Raw genomic sequence first — 24,043 nt, 5'->3', positions numbered from 1 at the left:
CGCTCTTTCGGGCCTCCCGTCCTAGCTGTCTTTTCGCACATGCGCTACTATCGCTTGCAGCAACAACACGCGAAAGGACACCCCATGGCCTCAACATACGATGTCATCGTCGACACGCCCAAATACCATCGTCAGGGAAAGGTGAAGCTCGAGCTTTCGGGCGACACCGCCCGCGCACATCTCGACATCACCGATGTGGGATCGCTCGACGCGGAGGGCACGCGCAACGGCAAGGACTTTGACGTCGCGGGCGTCGCGCACATCAATGGCGAGGATATCGAGTTCGCCGCCCATGGCGCAACCTGGGCCAACAGCATCGACGTCAAAGCGCAGACGAGCATCGGCGAAGTCGTCATCTATGGCACGATGACCGGCTACTCCGCAGGTGACGTCGTGGGCAATGATGCGGGCTTCGCGGGTCGCTGGGCCGACGTCTGATAGAGAGCATTTTTCGATAGTGTGAGACAAGGGCAATCTGCATGCAAATAAATTGCGATTGTGTGAGATGGAAAACGCCTCATGTAAAGAAATTGCGATTATGTGAAGACCAAGGGGCGTTTAGTCTCACATTATCGAAAAAAACATGCAAGCAAAGAAAAGCGGTGCCACATAATCGCAAAAAACGTGCATGCGAAGAGTTGCAAGTCCACACAATCGCAAAAAACGCGCTCGCCAGGTGAGATACACCGACCCTCCACCTCTGTGCATGGCGCAGGTTTTCGCTTGCATAGCACACGGTCAGGGTATATCCTCAACGACAATTCCGTTCCAGAGAAAGGTCGATTATGTCAACTGATTTCATCGCCATTGGCGAGCGCATCCGAGGCATCCGCGAGGCCTGCGACGTAACGGCCGAGGACATGGCCGCCGACCTTGACGTTGATCTGGAAACTTACATCCAATGGGAGGAGACGGGTGCCGATGTGCCCATCTCGGCCATCTATCACATGGCAAATCGCTTTGGCATCGAGTTCACGGAGATCCTGACGGGCAAGTCCGGACATCTCGACACCTTCCACCTCATCAAGGCAGGCGAAGGCCGCGAGGTCGACCGACTTCCGGGCTATCACTTCGAGGATCTTGCCTGGCGTTTTACGCAGAAGGACTTCCAGCCCCTCCTCGTCACCCTTGACCCCCATGACGAGCCCGCAGAGCTCGTCGACCATCGGGGCCAGGAGTTCAACTACATCCTCGAGGGTTCCATCGTCTTCACCTTCGATGACCGCGAGATAGTCCTCGACGCAGGCGACTCCATCTTCTTCAACCCGGAACACAGGCACGGGCAGCGCTGCAACGGCGATGTACCAGCCAAGTTCCTTACCATCATTAGCGAATGAGACAACGAGACAGCGTGCCTGGCACACTGTCTCATATCCTAGAAAGAAAAGGTAAAAGTGGACTACATACTCAGCAAATATTGCCCCCGCATCGAATTCGACTCGTACGAGGATTTCTACGACAACTTCAAGATCGACGTGCCCGAGAACTTCAACTTCGCCTATGACGTCGTAGACGAGTGGGCGCGTGTCGAGCCCGAGAAGAAGGCCCTCGTGTGGATCAACGACGCTGGCGAGGAGCGCGAGTTCACGTTCACGGACATTTCGCTGCTCTCAAACCGCGCCGCCAACGCCTTCAAGAAGCTTGGCATCCGCAAGGGCGACGTCGTGATGATGATGCTGCGCCGCCGTTGGGAATACTGGGTGTGCGCTATGGCGTTATGCAAGATCGGCGCCTCGATTATCCCGGCAACCATCCAGCTCACCTCGAAAGACATTGCGTACCGCGCAAACTCCGCAGCCGTCAAGATGCTCATCTGCGTCGATGACGACTACGTGGTCGAGCAGGTGGAGGGCGCCCTTCCCAACTCGCCCAGCATCCAGGAGAAGGTGCTCGTCGCGGGCAAGCGCGACGGCTGGCTGTCCTTCGACGAGCTCATCGAGAACGAAAGCGACGAGTGGGAACGTCCTACCGGCGATGACGCCACGCAAATCGACGACATCATGCTCATCTACTTTACGAGCGGCACGACCGGCAATGCCAAGGCCGTGGAGCACAGCTTCAAGCACCCGCTCGGACACATCCTCACCGCCAAGTACTGGCAGCAGGTGCGCGAAAATCGCCTGCACATGAGCGTGACCGACAGCGGCTGGGCCAAGTTTGGCTGGGGCAAGATCTACGGCCAGTGGATCGCCGGCGCAACGATTTTCTGCTACGACATGGACAAGTTCGTGCCTGCCAAACTGCTGCAGGTCATGCAGGACTACGACCTCGCGACCTTCTGCGCGCCGCCCACCATGTACCGCTTCATGCTCCAGGAGGACGTCGCAGCCTATGATCTCTCGTCCATCGAGAATTTCGCGACCGCGGGCGAACCGCTCAACGGCGAGGTGACCATCCAGTGGGAGAAGCTTACGGGCAAGAAGATCCGCGAGGGCTTTGGCCAAACCGAAGGCCCCGTGCTGCTGGCGACCTACCCGTGGATCGAGCCGCGCCCCGGCTCCATGGGCAAGCCCAGTCCGCTGCTCAACATCAAGCTGTTCGACGATGATGGCTACGAGGTTGCCGACGGCAGCGAGGGCGCTATCTGCGTCACCGGCCTCAAGGAAGCCTATCCGCCGGGCCTGTTCGTCGGCTACTACAACGATCCCGAGCGTACGGCCGAAGCCGTGGGTGGCGAGTACTACAACCTACACGACATGGCATGGCGTGACACCGACGGCTACTGCTTCTTCGTTGGCCGCAACGACGACGTCATCAAGTGCTCGGGCTATCGCATTGGGCCGTTCGAGGTGGAGAGCGCGCTCGTGGCGCACCCGGCCGTCGTCGAATGCGCGGTGACCGCCGCCCCCGACCCCGTACGCGGCAAGGTCGTGAAGGCTTCCATCATCCTGGCCAAGGGCTACGAGCCGAGCGACGAGCTCACCAAGGAGCTGCAGGACCACGTCAAGCGCACGACGGCGCCGTACAAGTATCCGCGTATCGTGGAGTACGTCGATGACCTGCCCAAGACCATCGGCGGCAAGATCAAGCGCAAGATGATCCGCAACGCCGACGGGGTTGACGACTAGGACTGCCTCTGCCATTCCGAGCGGAGGAGCGTGAGCGCTCTGTCATTCCGACCGGAGGCGTGCAGCTCGCTCCCCTGTCATTTCGACCGGAGGCGCGGAGCGCCGTAGTGGAGAAATCTCCCCCGTTATTGCCACTGAAACGCAAGGGACGAGATTTCTCGACTTCGCTCACTGCGTTCGCTTCGCTCGAAATGACAATGGGAGCAGCCCTCTCCGCTCGAAATGACAGGGGGGCATTATTGTCATTCCGACCGGAGGGGCCGAAGGCACCGGAGCGGAGGAATCTCGCCCTTTCGCTCGAGACGGGCGGCTAGTCAGTTGCTAGCGCGACCTTGCCGGTGCGGATCATTTCCCTGATGCCATAGGGACCGAGAAGAGCCTCGAACGCCTCGATCCTCTCGGCGGTGTCCGTGAGTTCGATGATGAGCGAATCGGCCGCCCCACCATCGACGCGCGCGCCAAAGAGCCCCGCAAGCTCGATGATCTCGCCGCGTTTCTCAGGCTCGGCGCTCACCTTGAAGAGCACGAGCTCGCGCTCGATGTGATCCTTATCGGTGAGGTCGGTCACCTTGTACACGTTGATGAGCTTGTGAAGCTGCTTGGTCACCTGCTCGACGATGAGCTCGTCGGCATCGACCACCATGGTCACGCGACTGCGCACGTCCTCCTCGGTGATGCTGACGGCAAGAGACTCGATGTTGAAGCCGCGGCGCGCGATGAGGCCGGCAATGCGAGCGAGCACGCCCGGTTTGTTATCCACCCACACGGAAAGAATGCGCGACATGGCTACTCCTCGTCTCGCAGGTCCGACACGCCCTTGGCCGAGCCATCGCACGCGTCCTTGGGATACACGTCCTCGTCGCTCGCAATGGGAAGCCACAGAAGCGCCGGTCCTTCGCTTGCAAGCCACTGCTGCATCGCCGCCTCGAGCTCCGATGGGCTCTCGACCTTGCTTGCGCCCCACCCGTAGGCGCGGGCAAGCGCAACGAAATCGGGATTGCGACTGAACAGGGTCTGGCTGTAGCGCCTGTCGTGGAACTGCTCTTGCATCTGGCGCACCATTCCCAGGCAATTGTTGTCGAGGAGCAACACCTTGACCGGCAGCCCGTTCTCGCGAATCGTCGCCATCTCCTGAACGTTCATCTGGATGGAGCCATCGCCCGTGATGCAGATGACACGGCTATCGGGCATGCCGAGCTGAGCGCCCATTGCCGCCGGAAGTCCAAATCCCATCGTCCCCGCACCACCACTCGACACGAACGTGCGCGGCCTCGTGGTGTGGAAAAGCTGGCTTGCCCACATCTGATGTTGGCCCACATCGGTGGTGAGGATGGTGTCGCGGTCCTTCGTGAGCTCGTCGAGGGCCATCATCACCTGCTCGGGGCGAATCATACCCTCGTCACGCATGTTGCGATGGGGCTTTTCCCGCTTCCACTGCGCGATGCTCTCGAGCCACGCGGAGGTCTGTGGCTGCGCATCGTTCTTGTGCAACTCCTCGATGAGGGAGCCGAGCACCGTCTTCACATCGCCCACGATGGGGATATCGGCATGGTGGTTCTTGCCTATCTCGGCGGGATCGATGTCGATGTGTATCACGCGCGCATGCGGCGCGAACCCGTGTGCATCGCCCGTCGAACGGTTCGCGAAACGCGTGCCCACGGCGAGTACGAGGTCGCTCTCGTGCATTGCCTCGTTTGCCGCCGGGAGCCCGTACATTCCCAGCATCCCCAGGTTGAGCGGGCTGTCCTCGGGAAAGCCCCCCTTGCCGGTGAGCGTCGTCGCAACGGGAATCTGCATCGACTCTGCAAGCTGCGTGAGCTCGGCCGTCGCGCCCGAGGTGATGACACCGCCTCCCGCGTATATGACAGGGCGCTTCGCCTTCTCGATTGCGCGCGCCGCTTGCTTCACCTGCTTGCTGTTGCCCTTGTACGTGGGCTTGTATGACTGGAGCTTGACCTCGGCGGGATAGTCGTATGCAACGTCGAGCTCGCGCGCGAGGTTGCTCGGGATGTCGATGACCACGGGACCCGGACGTCCGGTCGAGGCGATGTGATATGCCTGGGCGATGATAGCGGGAATATCAGCCGCGTCCTTGACGAGATAGCTGTGTTTGACGATGGGGAGCGTGATGCCGGTCATGTCCGACTCCTGGAACGCATCGCTTCCCAGCGCATCGGTGGGAACCTGGCCGGTGATGACGACGAGCGGAATGGAGTCCATGTACGCCGTCGCGATGCCCGTGACCGTGTTGGTGGCACCAGGGCCGCTCGTGACGATGACGGTGCCAGCTTTGCCGGTCGCACGCGCATAGCCATCGGCAGCGTGCACCGCACCCTGCTCGTGGCGCACGAGGATGTGGTTGAGTTTCTTGCTATCGTAAAGCGCGTCGTAGATGTCAAGCGCATGGCCGCCGGGATAGCCAAAGACGGTTTCGACGCCGGCATCCTCCAGCGCCCGTATGAGGCACTGGGCTCCGGTCATCTTCGTTTCGTTGTGTTTGCTCATCGTGGTGTTGCCGTTTCCCTCGTCACTGGGCTTCGATAGCGTAATCTACGTATTATAGCGAGCCTCTTTTGTCATTTCGACCGAAGGCCGGTTGCCCTCCCGCAGTCATTTCGACCGGGGGCGCGGAGCGCCGTAGTGGAGAAATCTCCCCCATTACTGCCATTGAAACGCAAGGGGCGAGATTTCTCGACTTCGCTCACTGCGTTCGCTTCGCTCGAAATGACAATGGGGGCAGTACCCCTCCGCTCGAAATGACAATGGGGGCAGCCCTCTCCGCCCGAAATGACAATGGGGGCAGCCCCCTCCGGTCGAAATGACAAGGGGAGCAGTACTCCTTCGCTCGGAATGGCAGCGTGGGCTCGCATCGCCCCCTCGTCGAAATGACATTACAGCAAGCCGAACTCGTTTATCACGAGCATCACGGCTGCCACGGCAAGCAGACCGGCGAAGATGAAGCGCAGCGTGCGTTCGGGTACCCGCGGCACGAGGCGGGCGCCGAGCACGGCACCGGGAATAGCGCCTACGCACAGCATGATGCCCGCAAGGTAGTCGATGTGACCGAGGAAGGCCTGCTGGATGACGCCGGGGACGGCGAGGATGATGATGGCGATGAGCGAGGTGCCCGAGGTGCGCTTCATGGGGATGCCAAGCCATGCCGTCATGAGCGGAACCATGACGAAGCCGCCGCCTACGCCCACATAGCCCGAGGCGAATCCGGCTATGAGGCCTATCACCACCGCTAGCGCGACGTTTTTGCGCGTGAATGCAAATGCGCAGGGGGGCGTCTGCTTGGCCTCGTGCGCGCCGTGAGGGTCCGTCCCCTTATTGCCAGTCGGCGTTGTGGGGTCCGGCGTTGCGGGGTCTGTCCCCTTTTGCCCACCTGCAACGGAGGGGTCTGTCCCCCCTTTCCCCATGCGCAACGCCTTTCGCAACATGGTGAAGGCAGAGCAGACGATGATGATGGCAGCGGCCAGCATGATGAGCCATGAAGGGGAAATCGACCCCAGGTACACGCCTGCCGACGAAGTAACTGCGCCGGCAATACCCAGAAGCAATCCCAGTTTGGGAAAGCAGCTCCGTGCGCGGATGTGCGTGATAGCTCCTGCAAGCGAGATCGGGATGATCGCGAAGAGCGAGGTCGCCGTGGCCATGAAGGCATCAAGCCCGTAGCCCAATCGCAGAACGGGAACCATGATGGTGCCGCCGCCAATGCCAAGCAAGCCAGACAACACGCCGATGCCGACGCCAACAAGAACGAGCACTATAGATGTGATGACGATTTCCATGGACTACATGATAAGCGAATGTCGAAGACGGATGTGTCAGGGGGTCAGACCCCTTGGCACATGGATCCATGTGCCAAGGGGTCTGACCCCCTGACACATCCCCTCCACTCCATCTGCCTACTAGATCTGGGCCATTTGCTCGGCGCAGCTGTTGTACCAGTGCCCGGGATTCGAGGGGCAATACGTAGCAGCAGCCTCACGCGTGAGATAGCCGCCGTACAGCGAGCCTCCGAGTGCGGAAACGACCCTGTTGATGCCCTCTTCCCATGAGCCAAAGCTGTAACTACCGTAACCCCAGGCGTTGTGCGAGCGGAAGCAGACGGCGCCTTTGCTGCTCTCCACATACGAAATCGCCGGCGCCCAACGCGGGTCAACGCCATTATCCCAAGCAGCCGCTGCGTAGTACTCGCCCGTACCCGCCATGGGCGAACCCGAAAGGTACGCATCGATGCGCGGTGCCCAGTCGCTCACGAAGTCGGACTTATCCGCCGACCATCCCACATGCGAGGCGCTGGCCGATGATGCCGCGTTGCTCGCCGCGCTCGCGGCCTGTTTCTCGTCGGCGCTCGCCGAATCCGAATTGATGACGTACTGGCTTGCCTGTTGCTCGGCAGCCTGAGCAGCGGCAGCTCGAGCCGCCACGCGCTCGCGGGCCTCGCGGGCTTGTTGCAGCGAATCGAGCGCATCCTGGGCGGCCTTGTCGACATTCGCCTTGTCGTTTGCGAGCTTCTCTCGAGCATTCTTGAGCTCGGACTCCATTTGGATAGCGCTTTGGATCTCCGTCGTGTTGTACTCGATGATCCAATTGTATGAATCGACAATCGCAAGCATGTCGGTGACGCTCGTTGACTCAAGCAGCATCATGAGCACGCTCGATGAATCGTACTCGTACTTGTAGAGCGCTCGTATGCTCTCGTCAGAACGCTCGCGCTGGGCGGGAAGCTTTGCTTCGAGCTCCGCTATACGCGCATCGAGTGTCGCTATCTCGGCCGTTAGCTCTTCCTGGCGTGAGATGGCGTCGTTATAGGCATCGGCACTGGACTTGACCTGTGCCTCGAGAGCCTCAGCTTCTTCGTCTGCGAGGGATGTCTGCACAAACCCGCCGCTGGCAAGACAAATCACAAGCGCCAACAAAGATGAGAGCACGAGGATGATGCCTCGGTTGAGTGCATGTTGCAGCAAAAATTAACCTCATTTACGCTTCGTTTACGTGCATGCGGGATATAACTGTAACGTAAGCTAGCAATATGCTCAAAACCCGTCACATTCCCTACATATCCGCTTCACAACTGCGAAAGAGGTGTTCGCGAACAATCGCGTCCCATCAAAAGGGGAGCAGTCACTGTCATTTCGAGCGAAGCGAAGCAGAATCGAGAGGCGGCAGGAGAGATTCCTCGACTTCGCGACCTTCGGTCGCTCCACTCGGAATGACAAGGGCGCTCGCATAATGCGGGCGCCCTTCCGATGCGTCAAGTTGCGCGTTTGCCCCTATTTGTTGTTGGCCGCCTCGAACTCGCGCATGAAGTCGACAAGCGCCTGCACGCCCTCGATGGGCATGGCGTTGTAGATGCTCGCGCGCATGCCACCCACGCTGCGATGACCCTTGATGTTGGCCAGACCGGCAGCGGTCGCCTCGGCGATGAACTTCTTGTCGAGGTCCTCATCGCCCGTGATGAACGGTACGTTCATGATGGAGCGGTCCTTGGGATTGACCGTGCTCGAGAAAAGGTCGCTCGCGTCGAGGTAGTCGTAGAGCAGCTTGGCCTTGGCCTCGTTGCGCTCCTTCATGACCTCGAGGCCACCCAGCTCCTTGATCCACTTGAACACGAGCCCGCACACGTAGATGCCATAGCTCGGCGGCGTGTTGTAGAGGCTGCCGCTATCCGCATGCGTCTTGAAGCGCAGCATGGTGGGCACGCCGGGGAGGTCGTCGGGGATAAGATCCTCGCGCACGATGACGATCTGCACGCCAGCTGGACCGCAGTTCTTCTGCACGCCGGCGTGGATGAGGCCGTACTTGCTCACATCAACCGGCTCGGAGAGGAACATCGAGCTCTGGTCGGACACGAGCACATGGCCCTTGGTGTTGGGCAGCGTGTAGATGCGATTGCCGTAGACGGTCTCGTTCTCGCAGATGTAGACGTAGGACGCGTCCTCGCGAATGTCGAGGTCAGAGAGGTCGGGAATCCACGAGAAGTTGTCGCCCTCGCCGTTGACCAGCAGCTTGGGGTCGCCGAGAATCTGGGCCTCCTTGTAGGCCTTCTTGGACCAGCCGCCGGTGACGATGTAGTCGGCCTTGCCGTTGGTTGCAAGGTTCATGAACACCGTCGCGAAGAGCAGGGAGTCACCGCCCTGCAGGAAGAGCACCTTATAGTTATCCGGAATGCCCATCAAATCGCGCAGGTCTTGCTCGGCCTCGGTGATGATCTTGGTGAAGGCGGCCGAACGATGGCTCATCTCCATGACGGACATGCCGGTGCCCTCGTAATCGAGCATCTCGCTCGCCGCTTGCTTCAGGACCTCTTCGGGAAGCACCGCCGGACCGGCGGAAAAGTTGTACACGCGTGCCATGAGTTGACGTTCCTTTCGTCCTACTGCAGTTGATAATCTGCACATACTAGCACTCTGACAAGCGCGGCTATGTATAAAAAGACACAGAGTAGCCAATGTGCTACGACAAAGGGGCCGGGCAGTGCCCGACCCCTTGCTCAAAACGATGGCGTGTCTTATTGCCTATGCGTTGATGATTGGCCTGATGATGCCGTAGCCGCCATTCTTGCGATGGTAGATGACCTGGATCTGATGCGCGTCCTGGTCGAAGTAGACGAAGAAGTCATGGCCAAGCAGGTCGGTCTGCACGAGTGCATGCTCCTCGGTCATAGGCTCCATCTCGACTTCCTTCAGACGCACGAGCAAGTCGTCGTCTTCCTCGGGCTCGGTCGGGATGACATCGGGGATGTCCAGCTCGTCGGGCTGGAGGTGGCGGATGCTACCCCTGCCGCCACGGCGCTCCACGATCCTCGTCTTGTACTTGCGCAGCTGACGGGTAACCTTGTCGGATGCCAGGTCGATGGCCGCGTACATGTCCTCGGCGGACTCGGCCACGCGAATGACGGCACCCTTGGCATTGACCGTGACCTCGCAAATGGCATTGAGCGAAATGGCCGGGTTCTTCTCGGTACGCAGGACGACCTCCGCGTCCATGGCGGCACTGTCGAATACCTCGAGCGAGCGCCCGATCTTCTCGTCAACGTAGTCCTTGATAGCGGGAGTGACGTTCATCTTTCGTCCCGAAACTGTGATAGCCATGATAGACCTCCTTGATCGTGGGTTGTTCGTTCTACTCGTCGCCGGATTGCGCGCCCGTATCCTCCTCACCTGGGGTTTCCGGCGTATCGGGGTTGGGTTCCTCGGGATTATCCGGTTCTGCTGACACGCCGATGCCAAATGCCTTGGCTGGCAGCGTCGCCAGATCGGTCTTTCCTGCAAGAAGCGTATCGCCATCGGTACCAAGCCACTTGGTTGCGATGACACGCATGACGCCGTTTTCGTTGATCGTCTTGATGGCGGTGTTAACGCCACTCGAAAGCGCGGAGCTCTGCGTGAGCGTCACGGCGTAGATGGGCGTGACGCAATCTGCGCCCAGGAATCCCATGCGGATGACGCTCTCGTAGTTGCGCGCAAAGTAATCGCCGATGACTGCGTCGGTCACCAGGAACTTCTGCTCGCCGTTGTTGAGCGCGTCAAATGCCGCCTGCATGGTGGGCATGGCGACGATCTTGTCGATGCCGAGAAGCTCCTGCATTTTGCTCGCAGCAGTGGTCTCGGCCTGGACGAGCACCTTGGCGGTGCCAGCAGCCGTCTGCGCTGCGACATCCTCGATGGAGACGGGACGGTTGGTGCTCAGGCAAAACAGCGAGAGGCCGTCCGTCAGATATGGATCGCTGTAGGTGACGAGGTCGCCCGTGCCGGACTTGGTGAGCCCGAGAGCAACATCGACCTGCTTGTTGCTGAGCGCGAAGCGACCACTCGACCCGACATCGATGATCTGCATGCGCAAGCCGAGCTCCTGGGCGACGGCCGCGGCAACGTCGACATCGATGCCGACGGTCTGATTGCTCGAATTGGTGCCGCCATACGGTGAGTTGCTCGTGTTGATGCCCACGGTGAGTACGCCCTCGGTGATGGTTGCCGAAGCATCCAGCTTGGGCGTGAGATTGCTCTCAACCTGCGTCTTGGTTTGAAGCTGGCACGCGGACAGCCCGACCACGGCAAGCATGCACACGGCAAGCGCCATGATGATCGAGGCTATTGTCTTGTGTTTGATTTGCTTTGCGAACATCTTGCTCCGTTTTTCATGGGCCAGTGAAAGTGCTCCTCCCAACTGACCTGGTTTTTGACCCCACACTCGCATACAGAAACTTTTGCCTGATACTATCTCACTACTCATTTTCTCGCCCGGGCCACCGTATGTGACCATAACGGACGGTACGTCTTACCCCTAAGATGCGCCATGCTCACGTGCAGGAAACCCTGCCCGCTTACGTGGATCCTTTCGACCGCATCTGCCTTGGACTAGAGCTGTTTTACCAGCTCGCAACCACAGACTTGGGAGGAGCGGCTTTAGTGTATCACGCAGCAGATAATCGCGCGGTCTAGATTCTCCGCAAAACAAAACAATGGTGGACCTGGGCATGTCGCTCGAAATCCAACGGTATCGTCTTGTCGGTGATGTCAACGACCTGCACGCCCGCACGTTCGATCGTTTCGCGGTCAAGCTTGAATCCACGCAGATTACACGAGAACACCGCAGCACCGCCACGGCTTAGCAGGCGGCTCACACCGATGAGCAGCTCGGCATGGTCGCGTTGCACGTCCCAGCCGCGCGTGCGCATCTTCGCGGAGTTCGAGAAGGTGGGCGGATCGACGAAGATGAGGTCCCAGCGCATTTTCGTGTGACGCGTTTGCTGGACCCATTCGACGCAATCGGCACGCACGAACTCCTGGTGGCCATTCATGAGGCCGTTAAGTTCCATGTTGCACTCGCCCCATTGCAGGTAGGTGTTCGAGAGGTCTACACTCGTCGTGAACTTCGCCCCATGGGCAGCGGCATAGACACTTGCCGTGCAAGTGTAGGCAAAGAGGTTGAGGAAGCTCTTGCCCGCGGCAAGCTTGCCGACAAGTTCGCGTGTGTCACGATGGTCGAGGAACAGCCCTGTGTCGAGATAGCTCGCAAGATCGACCTCGAGGAGCAGACCATTCTCCTGCGTGATGAGACGCCCGGGGCGCATGATGGCGGGTGAGACACATTGGACAGGTACATCTGTCTCATCGCGGAACCGCGATGAGACAGATGTACCTGTCCAATGTGTCTCACCCGCCTGCTGCGTAAGCTGCGCGTATTGCGAGCCGCCCTTGGCACGCACGCGACGCTTCACGAAGATGTCGTCTGCGGAAACGTCGAGCACGACGCTTGCGATATTGAGGGCGTCGGTCATGCGGCGTGCCGCCTTGGCTGCATCGATGTTCTTGGGTGGCGCGTACTCGGCGACGTGCACGAGGCGCCTGCCCGCATCCTTGCCCGCCCCCTCATAGAGGTCGATGGCCATGTTGTAGTCGGGCAAATCCGCATCGTAGATGCGATAGGCCGAAATGCCGTTCTTGCTCGCCCATTTGCGGCGCTGCTTGAAAACCTTGTTGAGACGGTCGGCAAACTGCTGTGCGCTTGCGTCGTAGACGGCGAGCTGCCTGTCACGCACGCTCACCTGTGCAGCACGGGATGCATCACCGCGCAGGTCGAAGAGCGCGATGTCACAGGGAGCGGAACCGTTCATGCAGCTATAGCCCCGCGTGCGCTCCATGCCTAGATAGGCATCGGCATCTTGGCCCTCTACGAGCAGGACAGCCGCCTCAAGCGGCTTGGCGTCAAGCAATTCGCCAGCAAGCTGCGCGTAGAGCGCGGGTAGGGTCGCCTCGAGGCACTCCGTGCTGACGAAGAGGCAGCTCGCGAACAAACCCCGAGCGTCGGCACGGTACATGATGGTGTTGGCAAGCGCGTCTCGGCACGGTAGAAACTCGATGAGCGAGGCGATAGCCGCAGCCTTGGCCCGGGCCCGTGCGCACGCTATCTCGCGCTCGCGGGCGTCTGTCGCGTATATCACGACCTCACGCGCCCCTGCTTGGGCACGTGCGTCAGCAGCGTCGAGGATGGTCTGCCACAACTTTTCGTCATGGCCACACCACCCCGAGAATCCCCAGGTAGAGCGTGTGATACCCGGCGCCACATCACCCGCTATCAAAGCCGCTTCGATAATGAGGGTACCTGCGGCGCACATGCTATCAACAAGTATTTCGCCGCACTTTGCACGTGCGGGCCAATCCGCCGCGAGGAGCATGGCAGCAGCGAGCGTTTCGTGTATGAAAGGCGAGCTGCTCCGTGCGACATCGCGATACCCACGATTCTCAAGCGAGGTGCCCGAGAGGTCGATGTAGACGGTCGCTCGCTTGGCGTGAAGGTTTACCTGAATGAGCAGGTCGGGATGTTGCGCATCGACATCGGGACGCTCGCCACGCTCATCGCGCAAGCGGTCGCAGACGGCATCCTTCACGCGCAGCGCCGTATAGCGCGTGTCACGCAGCTGGTCGTTGGTGCCACGGGCGTTCACGGCAATCGTCGCGCCGGGGGCAACGACATCCTCCCAGGCAATGCCACGCACGCCCGCATAGAGGCTATCGGAGTCCGTTGCCTCGACGCGTTCGAGCACCAGCAGGATGCGGCTCGCGACGCGCGACCATAACAGCGCGGTATAGGCCTGTTCAAGATCTGCCGAGAACGCGACACCGCCCGTGAGGGGGCGAACCTCGTCCATCCCAAGGCCGCGCAGCTCCTGGCCGAGAATCGCCTCAAGACCCGTGCCGCAAGTCGCGAACAACTCCATGGAAGGTCGCCCGTCTAATTCTTCGAAAAGAAGCCGTCAATGGGCGGTGGGTCGCCATGCGAGCGACCGGAGGAGCCCGGGGTATCATCATCGAGAAGACCCGAGCCACCGAAAAGATCGTCGAAACGCTCGCAGCGCTCGTTGAATCCCTCGGCGAGCGCCCAATCCAGGCCATAATCGGCACAGGTCTGCTCATCCTCGTACAGCAGGGCGAGGGCCTGCAGGTTCATTTCCTCGCCGCCAACTGCCTGAAGCAACTCGTAGAGCTGATAGGCCGTTTCGGTCATGGGAATGGTCACCTCAAGCTCTTCGGCGGTGTCGAGCGCGACGTCGAGCATGTCGAGGAAGCTCGCGATATTGATGAGACCCGTATAGTCGTGGCTGAGCACCTGCGGAATGTAGTCGATAAGGGCACGCGAGCCGCCCGAGGTTGACGCAAGCACATTGAGCGCGTTCTTCTCGGGAAAGCCCGCAATGTGTGCGAGCGAAATTGCCTCGATGGCGCCCATGAGGGATCCGGCAAGCGCGATGATGCTAATCATGGCGGCGAACTGCCCATCACCTGCCGACTCCTGCGGCATGATGACGGGGGCCAGGTACGGGAAGAGCGGCGAGAGCGTTTCCTGCGTTTGCGGATCACCGCCCACGAAGGCGATGGGCTGCTCATGTTCGCCCACGCAGACGATGGGGGCATCGAGCACCTCGATATCTGAGACGGCGGCGACCGCCTGGATCTCGCGGGCGAGACGCGGGCTTGATATGCTCAAGTCGATGCAGAACGTGCCCGGATCCATGAGTTCGAGCAGGCCCTCATCGCCGAGATACAGGTTCTCGACCTCGGCCGTCGTGCGCAGCGAGGTGATGACGACCTGGCTGCCGAGCAGGGCCTCCATGCGGTCGTCGATGAAGACCGCACCCACTTCGCGCAGGGCCGGGGCTTCGCGCGGATCGTGACTCGCGACGACGACATCGAACCCGCTCATCTTGAGCTTGGCAATCGCTTCGATGACGGCGGGTTGTGCTGACCCGCCAAAGAACGCGATGCGCGTGTCAAGCGGACTGATCATCAATTACTCCCCACTGTTTATCTTGTTGGCAATGCGATCGGCAATAGAAATCTTCTCGCGGCGGTCATCGCCCCAGAACACGACGGCGACCATACCCGGACCGACGTGCGAACCGATGACGGGGCCGATCTGACTGCGGATGGCGGGGATGGCGCCCTCGGGGCGATTGAGATGTTCCTCGACCCACTTGACGTCGCCTTCCGCATCTGCCGAGGCCGTGAGCACGACGCCGTTGGACCCATGGTCATCGGCGTGGTTTTCGTCATAGCACTTGACCAGTGATTTGAGCGACTTCTTGCGGCCACGGGCGACGCCGACAAGAGAGAGAGCACCGTCGAGATCGAACGCGAGCAGCGGCTTGATGTTGAGCTTGGCACCGATGGTGGCTGCCGCTGCCGGAATGCGACCGCCTCGACGCAGGTACTCGAGCTCATCGACCGTGAACAGGCAGTTCACGAACCAGCGCGCCTCCTCGGCCCATGCTGCGAGCTGCTTGGCCGAAAGGCCACGATTGCGCTGGTTGATTGCCTCGTAGGCAAGCAGGCCTTCGGCAATCGACGCGAGCTTGGTATCGATCACGTATATCTCGAAATCGGGATATTGCTCCCTGATGTCGCCGACAACCTGCTCGACAAGCCCAAAGGTACCGGAAAGCGCGGAGCTAAAGCCGAGGTACACCGTCGGCATGCCATCCTTGGCATAGGCTTCGAAACGCTCGGTGATTTCGGAGACGGGAACCTGCGCCGTTCCCGAGACCTCGCCCTTGCGCATGCGGTCGTAGAACTCCTTGGCGGTCATGCTCTTCCACATATCGTCGAAGTGCTCGCCATCGTTCATGTTGAACGGAAACTCGAGGAGATCGACCTTGGCGCTGTCGATAATCTCGGCGGGAAGATCGCAGCACGAATCGAGAACCAAACGGCACTGAATCTTATCTTCTGGCATCGGATGCCCCCTTCTTATTTGCACGCGGGGAACTGCCCCGCATCGCGTCTTCGGCTCTAATCATAGAGCGAACTGTTCTTCCCCGTGGCAATGACCATCTCGTTGCGACGATCAAAAAGCCCGCGCTCGATGCCACACGGATACTCGTGCGGATTCATGAAGCGTTTGATCGAATCGTCCAGCAACGCGAGCTGGTCGGCACATCGCGCCTGCGCGCTTCGTGCCGACAGATCGACGTCTTCGACTCGGCCGTCCTTGACGAGCGGCTTGAGCAGCGTCTCAAAGCGCCCCTCCACCTTCTTGCGACGCGTCGCGTCGAGCGGATCTACCATGACGGCTTCTGCGGGTAGCTCGTCGTGCACGTCAATGATGAGATCACCGGCCAAGTGACCATCCGCATCGAAATAACGACGCACGTCAAGCACGCCGGGAATGGTGCGCTTGTAGAGCTGCTCGGAAATCTTGAGACGCGGCGTCCACTCCTCCTGCCCCGGCTCGCGTATGGCCGAAAGCTTGTAGACGCCTCCGAGGGCGGGTTGCCCATAGGCGGCGGCGAGGTGCGTGCCCACACCCAAGGCCGTGTATTGGGCTTTTTGGTCGTTAAGCGACATGATCGTGTACTCGTCGAGGTCGTTGGAAAGCACGATGCCCACATCGAAGAGTCCGGCCATGTCGAGCATGGAGCGGGCCATCTTGGAGAGCCACGCCAAGTCACCCGAGTCAATGCGGATGGCCTGGAGTTTATGCCCATCGCGCTCGAGCTCACGAGCGACAATTATGGCATTGCGCACGCCCTGCTCCACGTCATAGGTGTCTACGAGGAGCGTGCAGTTATCGGGCATTTCAGCCGCATATGCCCTGAAAGCAGATAGCTCGTCGGGAAACGACATGACCCACGAATGTGCATGCGTGCCGCTTACGGGAATGTCGTAGCACTTGCCCGCGAGCACGTTGGCGACAGATGCGCATCCGCCCACATAGGCGGCGCGCGACGAGGACATGGCACCATCGGGGCCCTGTGCGCGACGTAGGCCAAACTCGGAAACGGGACGTCCCTCGGCTGCCCGACAGATGCGTGCGGCCTTGGTGGCAATGAGCGTCTGGAAGTTGACGCCATTGAGGATGGCCGGCTCCAAAAGCTGGCATTGCAGCAGCGGCCCCATCACGCGCACGAGCGGTTCGCGCGGAAAGACGGGTGAGCCTTCGGGAACGGTGCAGATATCGACAGACAGCTCGAGGTCACGCAGCCAGTCGAGAAACGCCGGATTGAAGAGCGGGGTCGAGGATGCGGTGGTGAGCGTCGCGAGATATTCGATGTCGTCATCGGTAAAACCGAAACCGTCGATGAGCTCGGCAATCTGGTTGGCACCGCAGAAGATGCCGTAACCGCCCCCAAAGGGATTATCGCGATAGAACGAGTAGAAGCACGCCTCGGTATCGAGCTTGCCCTGCGACCAATATCCTTGAGCCATCGTGATCTCATAGAGATCGGTCAACAGCGTCATGTTGCGTGCCATGTGCATCTCCCGCTTCGCGCGTGTTATTCGCTTGCCTTGCCCTCGCCCGGCTTGCCCGAACCCTGACCGTGTCCCGACCCGCCACGGCGTCTGCGGCGGCGCTTGTTGCCCGAACCATTCGAGCCGCCTGAGCCGCCCTGTGCCGCGCTTCCGCTTACGGTCGATGAGTGCTGACCGGGGCGCGGACGCGAGGAACCTTGATTCTTGCTCTGCGCGCCATCCTTAGACTGCGTACTCTGGCCGTTTTCGCGTGGCTTGCCGTTCGAGCGCCTGCGGCGATTGCGCGAGCGGTTCGCGTTGCTCGGGGATTGCTCGTCCTTGGAGCCACCCGCTTGCTTGCGCGTGGAGTCGTCGTGCTTGATCTCGCTGCCGTCGGTTGCGGAGACGGAGCGGCGGCGCTTGCGCTCGTCACGCGGCTTGGGCTCCGGCGAGGATGACCCGCGTTTGCGTGGCTTGCGACCCGATTCGCCCGATGAGCCGTGCGAGGAAGAGCCCGACGAGCCGCGACGACGACGGTGAACGCGCTCGAGCGAGCCGCCTTCGGCCGTGGTATCAGCCAGATTGGGGTCATCGGAGAAGAGCTTCTCGCCCATCATCGCGAGATTGCTGTCGTTGCTGAGCTCCTCCATGATTTTGTCGAAGTTCTCCTGTGAGATGTGGCAAGGGCGGATACGCTCGCCCTCGCGCGGCACCTTGTCGCCCGTGTCGAGGGCCGAGACGGGAAGCGTGAGGCTCGAGCCGTCCTCCATGCGCAGACGCACGGTCTCGCGTGGCGTGTCGAACTCGACGACCTTGCCCATGCCCGCCGGCGTGTCGATGAGGGCGTTCTTCTTGGGAGCGCGGCCCTTGAAGTCCTTGTATGCCTCGTACTCGTAACGCAGGCAGCACATGAGCCTGCCGCACAGACCCGAAATCTTCGTAGGGTTGAGGGGGAGATCCTGCTCCTTGGCCATGCGAATGCTCACGGGCTGGAACTCGCCACCTAGGCGTGCACAGCACAGCTCCTCGCCGCAATGGCCCAAGCCACCGAGCATGCGGGCCTCGTCACGCGGCCCGATCTGGCGCATGTCGACGCGCGTGTGGAACTCAGCAGCCAAATCGCGCACGAGACCGCGGAAGTCCACGCGATCGTCCGAGGTGAAGTAGAAAGTCGCATGCGACTCGTCGAACGAGAACTCGACAGCCGAGGGACTCATGTCGAGGTGGTTCTTATCGGCAAGGTCATGAAAGACGGCAAGCGCTTCTTGGTCGCGCGCGGCTATCTCGTCGGCCTTTTCGAGGTCCTCCTCGGTCGCGATGCGGATGATCGGCTTGAGTGGCTTGGCGAGCTCCACCTCTTCGACATCGACGACATCTTGAGTGCACAGGCCAATTTCGGTGCCCTTGCTTGTCTCGACCAGCACGTGGTCTCCCGCCTTCACGTCAAGGCCAGCAGGGTCGAACCAATAGTCCTGGGACGCGTAGCGAAGTCGAACGGACGCTACTAATGGCATAACGCCTCCCTGATTTCTAAGAACATTGCGTCAATCGCAAGTTGTGGTGTCACATTATACGAAATGCGCGCGATGGCTCCTTTGGCGGCATCGAGCGCGGTAAGAAGACCTGAGATGCTCGTCGAGCGAGCCACCCGAGAGGTCTGGTCGGCACATTCGGGGTACGCGAGCAGCTCCGAGCCTCCTTCGCGCGTCACGAGGCAATCGCGTAACCAGGCACGCACGAGGGCGCAGAAGTCGAAGAGGGCCGCACGCTCGTGCGCAGTTGCCTCGCGTTTGCCGGCAAGCTCGATCTGCTTCTTGGCACCCTGCGAAAGGTAGTCATCGTACTTCTCGATGTATGCCTCGACATCGAGGTCATCGTCGCTCATCTTTGCCGCCTGCTCACGTGCGAGCTCGACGAAACGCTTGGAGTTGCCGAGCAGCGTACGGTTGTCACAGTCGCGCGCAAGCGCGTAGAGCATGTCGAAGACCTGGGCGTTTCCGGTCCGTACCCCCGAGATGGCGTTGAGCACGAGCACCTCGCAGCGACTACGCAGGGTTTCGAGTACCGCGGATTCGCTATTGGCGACGAGTATGCAGGTGACATCGTGCGGCGGCTCCTCGAGCGTCTTGAGGAACGCGTTTGCCGGCGCCCCCGCCAGGCGATGGGCGTCTTGGACGATGTAGACCTTGCTTGCGGCGCGGATGGGAGCGAGCTCGGCATCACGCGTGAGCTCGCGAATTTGCTCGACAAGGTAGCCGTCGGTGCCAGCAGGCGTGTAGACGTGCAGGTCGGGGTGGACACGTCGCAGAACCTCGTCTTGCGCCTGCGCGTCACCCCGCGCGATGAGACCGGCCGCAAAACGCAGCGCCAAATCGGCGCCCAGGCTTTCGTCGCCGCCTGCGATGAGATAGGCATGCGTTGCGTTGCCCGTATCGTGCACGCGCTGGAGATATGATATGACCTGGTCCTGACCAACAATGTCGGCAAAGAGCTCGCTCATGAGCGCCCCTCCGCCCCAGCCCCTATCGTGCCAAGCAAATCGGCGATGTCATCGCATATGCGCCCATGCACCTGCTCGACGCTGCCGTTGGCATCGATGACGTGCACACGCTCGGGCTCGGCGGCGGCTATCTCCTCGAAGCCCGCGCGCAGGCGCGTGCGAAAGGCATCGCCCGCAGACTCCATGCGGTCTGTCGCACCGCCGCTCGCGCGGCTCTCCACACGATTGCGGGCGACATCGGGGTCAAGCGAGAGCAACAGCGTACGATCCGAGTAATGGCCACCGCAGGCGAGATCGTTGGTCGAGCGCACGAGCTCGGCACCGAGCTCGCGGCCGTAACCCTGGTAGGCGAGCGTGGAGTCGGTGAAACGATCGCAGACGACGATGCTGCCCGCGGCAAGTGCCGGCTCGATGACCTCGCTCATCACCTGGGCGCGAGCCGCCTCGAAGAGCAGGAGCTCGGCAAGCGGCACCATCGCGTCGTCGTCCTTGTCGAGAAGGAGCGCGCGGATCTTCTCGCCCAGGCGCGTACCGCCTGGTTCATGCACGCGCAGGACCGTGTGACCCCGATCCTCGAGCCATTTGGCGAGAAGGTCAGCCTGGGTCGACTTGCCGACGCCATCGTCGCCTTCGAGCGTGAGGAAAATGCCCCCGGTGCTATCTGCGTTGTTATTCATGCAGCTATGGTGCCTCGTCTACTTCTTGGCCGCGGTCTTTTTCTTTGCCGTGGACTTCTTCTTGGCCCCACCGCTCGACTTCTTGGCTTTCTCGGCTTTCTCCTTCTCGCGCTTGGGGCAGTTCATGTTCACGCAGATGCGCCACGGGCCACGAGCCGTCGAGACGATGACCTCGGGGGCACCGCACTCGTCACACACCTCGCCCGTCGCGGTGATGTCGCCGCGCTGGGGCAGCGGATAGCTCACGTCGCATTGCTCGAAATTCTCGCAGCGGATGAAACGCTTGAGCGTGCGCGGGTTCTTCTGCGCGATGAGCTTGCCCTCGCGACCCGCCTCCTTGCAGACCTCGCAGGTGCCCACGACGATCTCTTCCATCTTGTTGGTGGGACACTCGGGATCGAGGCAGTGGTTATACGCCTTCTGCCTGAAGGGCGTGACCTTGATCTGCGGACCTCCGCACGTGGGGCACGGCTCCTCGAGCGCCTCGTAGCGGCCCTGGGGAAGCGGGTAGGTCACGTCGCAATCGGGCCAGTTGTTGCAACCGACGAAGCTCGCACGGGTCTTGGCCGACGTCTTCACGCAGAGGTCGCCACCGCACTTGGGGCACGCGCCGACGCGGCTGTCGGCCGTGACAGCGTCGCTGATCATGTCCGCGATGGCGTCCTTCTCGGGGATGAGGGCCTCGATGATGCCGCCGAGCAGCTCGCGCGAGTGCAGCACGACCTCGTCGCGCTGGCGCTTGCCATCGGCAACCTGTGTCATCTCGCCTTCGAGCTCAGCAGTCCTGTTGGGCGTGGTGATGGGCTCGGCGAACTTCTCGAGTGCATCGATGATGGCGATGCCGAGCTGGGTGGGCTCGATGGGATCGTTCACGATGTAATGGCGGCTATAGAGGCGCTCGATCATGTCGTGGCGCGTGGCCTTGGTGCCCAGACCCTTGGCCTCCATCTCCTGGACGAGCTTACCCGACGAGAAGCGCGCGGGCGGCTCGGTCTGCCTGTGGGCGCAGTCGGCATCCCAGAAGTCGAGCGTCTGCCCTTCGGTGAGCGGGGGCATCTGCTCGTCCTTCTTGAGGCCGTACGGATACACGCTGCGATAGCCCGGTTCGACGAGCACGTCACCGCGGGCGGTGAATGCCTCGCCTGCGACGTCAAGCGTGACCTTGGTGGACTCGAGGACGGCGGCCTCGGACAGCGTCGCCATGAAACGGCGGCAGATGAGGCTGTAGAGCTTCCACTCCTCGGGGCGAAGCTTGTCGGGATCGGCCGCGCCCGTGGGGTAGATGGGCGGGTGGTCGGTCGTCTCCTGCTTGCCGCGCGTTGCCGTGAGCTTGTTCTTGGCGAGCAGCTCCTCGGCGCCTTCGCGGAAATCGGGAACCTTGGCGAGAATGCCGAGGACCTCGCGCAGGTCGAGATTGTCGGGGTAGACCGTGTTGTCGACGCGGGGATACGAGGTATAGCCGTTCATGTAGAGCGACTCGGCGATGCGCATGGTGCGCGCCGGCTTGATGCCAATGGAACTTGCCGCCGCCATGAGCGACGTGGTGTTGAACGGAGCCGGCGGATTGGACTTGCGGCGCTTCTTCTCGATGGTGCCGACGGTCGCCTCGCTTGCGCCTGCAATGCGGGCCATGACGGCATCTGCCTCGTCCTTGTCCTTGAAGCGCGCAGTGGCATGCGTCGCGGTAAAGGCCTCGTCGTGATCGCCCTTGGGGGCGGCGTTGCCGGTGATGACCCAATAGTCCTCGGGGATGAAGGCATCGCGCTCCTTCTCGCGCTCGACCACGAGGGCAAGCGTCGGGGTCTGCACGCGGCCGGCAGAGCGCGTGTTGCCGATGCCGCTGTACTTCACGCAAGTGAGGTAACGCGTGAGCACGGCGCCCCAGATGAGGTCGATGTACTGGCGCGTCTCGCCCGCATGCGCAAGGTCGTAATCGAGCATCGTGAGCTTGGCGGGAGAGAACGCCTCCTCGATCTCCTTCTTCACGAAGGCCGAGTAACGAGAGCGCGTGATGGGAGCGGTCTCGTTCACCTCGCGCACGACCGAGATGGCATCCAGTCCGATGAGCTCGCCCTCGCGGTCGAAGTCGGTGGCGATGACGATCTCGTCCGCCTTCTTGGCAAGGTTCTTGAGCGAGCGAATGATGTCCTTCTCGGCGGGAAGCTTCACGATGGGCGCGTAGGTGAGGTAGGGCAGCGACGGAATCTTCCAGCCCTTGAGGTTGATGCCCTCGGGAATGTACGGACGGCGCTTGGACTTCCATGGTGGGGTGGGGAGCTCCTTGGGGACGTCCGGCGCATCGATGACCTCGCCGTCCTCTTCGAGACCAACCCAGCCGGTCTTCTTCTTGTAGATGAGCTCCTGCGGGAAGTCGAGACCGAGGATGTGGCCCTTGAGACCGATGGCGACGCATTCGTGGCCGTCGCGATTGAAGCGGTACACGGGGGTGTTGTAGACCTTGTCCGTCTCGGGCTTGCCACCTTGGGCAAGAAGGCGAGAGATCTGCTGGGCCGCGATGTTCTTCTCGGTAATGATTAGTTCCATGTTGTCCATCACTCACTCGTTTTTGCTGCGTTCTTGAAGACAGCTATGGCTTACAATTACCCGCGGAGACTAGCGGGTGGGGCCGGAAAGGCCTCAGTTGCACGATTTTAACCATATATATAAGGTTCTGGCTACCTCCATTTTGGAAACGATTAGCCCCACGCGCTGTGTCGTGTGCGACATGCCCGGCAGCGTTTTGTGCGAGGGCTGCGCATCTTCTCTTCCCTTCATCGATCTTTCACTTGCGTGTCCGCGTTGCGGGGCGCCGTTTGGACGCACGTTATGCACGGAGTGCCCCATGCCCGGTAGCGAGTCGGCGCTGCTGCATCCCGAGGAGGCGTTTCCGTTTACGCAGGCGCGAGCGGCGCTTTCCTTCGAGGACGGTGCGCGGAGAATCATCAGCACCTACAAGGACAGCGACGAACTGCGCCTCGACGCGGTGATCGCATCGCTTCTCTGCACCGCCATCCGCGGACGAAATGAGACACATTGGACAGGTACATCTGTCTCATGGGGCAGGTGGATAGGGAACGAACAGGCGAGTCATTCAGTTCGTGAATCAAGTAAAGCGAAGTCCCCTGTTGCCGTTTCGAGCGAAGCGGAGCGGAGTCGAGAAATCCCGCCGCCTCTCCAGGATTGGTCGCAGTGGGCAGATGCGCTTGTGTACGTGCCAGCATCGCCCGAGGCGCTGCTGCGACGCGGCTTCGACCATATGGAACGCGTGGCGGAGATTGTCGCGCGACGTACGGGGATGGCGCTCGTGCATGCGCTTGCAAGTTGCAAAGGGGCACGCGACCAGCGCGAGTTGGGACGCGGGGAGCGACTGGCAAATCGCAGTGGGTCATTCTCGCTGGCGGCGGGGGCGATATCGGACGCAGGCGCGCCGCCGCGACGCATCGTCCTCATCGACGACGTCTTCACGACGGGCGCGACGCTTTCGGCAGCAGCGCACGTGCTCCTCGACGGCGGCGCCCACGAGATCCGCACCGTCACCTGCTGCCGCGTCTGGTGAAGAAA

At 61.1% G+C, this 24,043-nt stretch carries 19 protein-coding genes; 4 read left to right on the top strand and 15 right to left on the bottom strand.

The window, feature by feature from the left end; genetic code table 11:
* Positions 1–84: 84 nt before the first annotated feature.
* The 3 genes from DBY20_08090 (at position 85) to DBY20_08080 (ending at position 3,068) form a co-directional block, all read left to right on the top strand.
* Positions 85–438, top strand: coding sequence for a hypothetical protein (locus DBY20_08090; GenBank protein PWL78268.1), 354 nt, complete (start codon positions 85–87; stop codon positions 436–438).
* A 347-nt stretch (positions 439–785) separates the two neighbouring features.
* On the top strand, positions 786–1,337 hold the full coding sequence (locus tag DBY20_08085; protein ID PWL78267.1) for an XRE family transcriptional regulator: 552 nt from the start codon (positions 786–788) through the stop codon (positions 1,335–1,337).
* A 57-nt stretch (positions 1,338–1,394) separates the two neighbouring features.
* Positions 1,395–3,068 (top strand): acetyl-CoA synthetase, encoded by a 1,674-nt coding sequence (locus tag DBY20_08080; protein PWL78266.1) that lies wholly within the window; start codon positions 1,395–1,397, stop codon positions 3,066–3,068.
* 310 nt (positions 3,069–3,378) lie between these two features.
* Here DBY20_08080 and DBY20_08075 read toward each other — a convergent pair whose 3' ends face one another.
* The 15 genes from DBY20_08075 to DBY20_08005 all read right to left on the bottom strand — a co-directional run bounded on the left by DBY20_08075 (position 3,379) and on the right by DBY20_08005 (position 23,026).
* Entirely contained in the window at positions 3,379–3,852 is a 474-nt protein-coding gene (locus tag DBY20_08075) for an acetolactate synthase small subunit (GenBank protein ID PWL78265.1), read from the bottom strand.
* Between the two features lie 2 nt (positions 3,853–3,854).
* Complete coding sequence (gene ilvB / locus DBY20_08070) at positions 3,855–5,573, bottom strand: biosynthetic-type acetolactate synthase large subunit (GenBank protein ID PWL78264.1); 1,719 nt, start codon at positions 5,571–5,573, stop codon at positions 3,855–3,857.
* 386 nt (positions 5,574–5,959) lie between these two features.
* A complete protein-coding gene (locus DBY20_08065; GenBank protein PWL78263.1) occupies positions 5,960–6,859 on the bottom strand; it encodes a sulfite exporter TauE/SafE family protein in 900 nt (299 codons plus the stop codon).
* Positions 6,860–6,979: 120 nt separating this feature from the next.
* Complete coding sequence (locus tag DBY20_08060) at positions 6,980–8,041, bottom strand: hypothetical protein (protein ID PWL78262.1); 1,062 nt, start codon at positions 8,039–8,041, stop codon at positions 6,980–6,982.
* A 306-nt stretch (positions 8,042–8,347) separates the two neighbouring features.
* Positions 8,348–9,430 carry a 3-phosphoserine/phosphohydroxythreonine aminotransferase gene (locus tag DBY20_08055; protein PWL78261.1) on the bottom strand — a complete coding sequence of 361 codons (1,083 nt, stop codon included), beginning with the start codon at positions 9,428–9,430 and terminating at the stop codon, positions 8,348–8,350.
* Between the two features lie 162 nt (positions 9,431–9,592).
* A complete protein-coding gene (gene raiA, locus DBY20_08050) occupies positions 9,593–10,168 on the bottom strand; it encodes a ribosome-associated translation inhibitor RaiA (protein ID PWL78260.1) in 576 nt (191 codons plus the stop codon).
* Between the two features lie 31 nt (positions 10,169–10,199).
* Entirely contained in the window at positions 10,200–11,339 is a 1,140-nt protein-coding gene (locus DBY20_08045) for a hypothetical protein (protein PWL78259.1), read from the bottom strand.
* Between the two features lie 175 nt (positions 11,340–11,514).
* Positions 11,515–13,797: a bifunctional 23S rRNA (guanine(2069)-N(7))-methyltransferase RlmK/23S rRNA (guanine(2445)-N(2))-methyltransferase RlmL gene (locus DBY20_08040; GenBank protein ID PWL78258.1), complete on the bottom strand. Its 2,283-nt coding sequence runs from the start codon at positions 13,795–13,797 to the stop codon at positions 11,515–11,517.
* 14 nt (positions 13,798–13,811) lie between these two features.
* On the bottom strand, positions 13,812–14,864 hold the full coding sequence (locus DBY20_08035; GenBank protein PWL78257.1) for a hypothetical protein: 1,053 nt from the start codon (positions 14,862–14,864) through the stop codon (positions 13,812–13,814).
* A 3-nt stretch (positions 14,865–14,867) separates the two neighbouring features.
* Positions 14,868–15,809 carry a DegV family protein gene (locus DBY20_08030; protein ID PWL78256.1) on the bottom strand — a complete coding sequence of 314 codons (942 nt, stop codon included), beginning with the start codon at positions 15,807–15,809 and terminating at the stop codon, positions 14,868–14,870.
* Between the two features lie 56 nt (positions 15,810–15,865).
* Positions 15,866–17,326, bottom strand: a complete 1,461-nt coding sequence (locus tag DBY20_08025; protein ID PWL78312.1) for a nicotinate phosphoribosyltransferase — start codon at positions 17,324–17,326, stop codon at positions 15,866–15,868.
* A gap of 23 nt (positions 17,327–17,349) precedes the next feature.
* Positions 17,350–18,819, bottom strand: coding sequence for a hypothetical protein (locus DBY20_08020; protein ID PWL78255.1), 1,470 nt, complete (start codon positions 18,817–18,819; stop codon positions 17,350–17,352).
* Positions 18,810–19,805 (bottom strand): hypothetical protein, encoded by a 996-nt coding sequence (locus DBY20_08015; GenBank protein PWL78254.1) that lies wholly within the window; start codon positions 19,803–19,805, stop codon positions 18,810–18,812. Before DBY20_08015 ends, DBY20_08020 begins: the two co-directional genes overlap by 10 nt.
* On the bottom strand, positions 19,802–20,482 hold the full coding sequence (gene tmk / locus DBY20_08010; GenBank protein ID PWL78253.1) for a dTMP kinase: 681 nt from the start codon (positions 20,480–20,482) through the stop codon (positions 19,802–19,804). The genes DBY20_08015 and tmk overlap by 4 nt, the downstream gene beginning before the upstream one ends.
* 18 nt (positions 20,483–20,500) lie before the next feature.
* On the bottom strand, positions 20,501–23,026 hold the full coding sequence (locus DBY20_08005) for a DNA topoisomerase (GenBank protein ID PWL78311.1): 2,526 nt from the start codon (positions 23,024–23,026) through the stop codon (positions 20,501–20,503).
* Between the two features lie 181 nt (positions 23,027–23,207).
* Here DBY20_08005 and DBY20_08000 point away from each other — a divergent pair, with 181 nt between their 5' ends.
* Positions 23,208–24,038 carry a hypothetical protein gene (locus DBY20_08000; GenBank protein PWL78252.1) on the top strand — a complete coding sequence of 277 codons (831 nt, stop codon included), beginning with the start codon at positions 23,208–23,210 and terminating at the stop codon, positions 24,036–24,038.
* Positions 24,039–24,043: the final 5 nt, after the last annotated feature.

The sequence above is a fragment of the Coriobacteriia bacterium genome (genome assembly GCA_003149935.1).
In the GTDB taxonomy this organism is placed as follows: domain Bacteria; phylum Actinomycetota; class Coriobacteriia; order Coriobacteriales; family QAMH01; genus QAMH01.
This window is presented reverse-complemented; position numbering and strand designations above follow the sequence as displayed.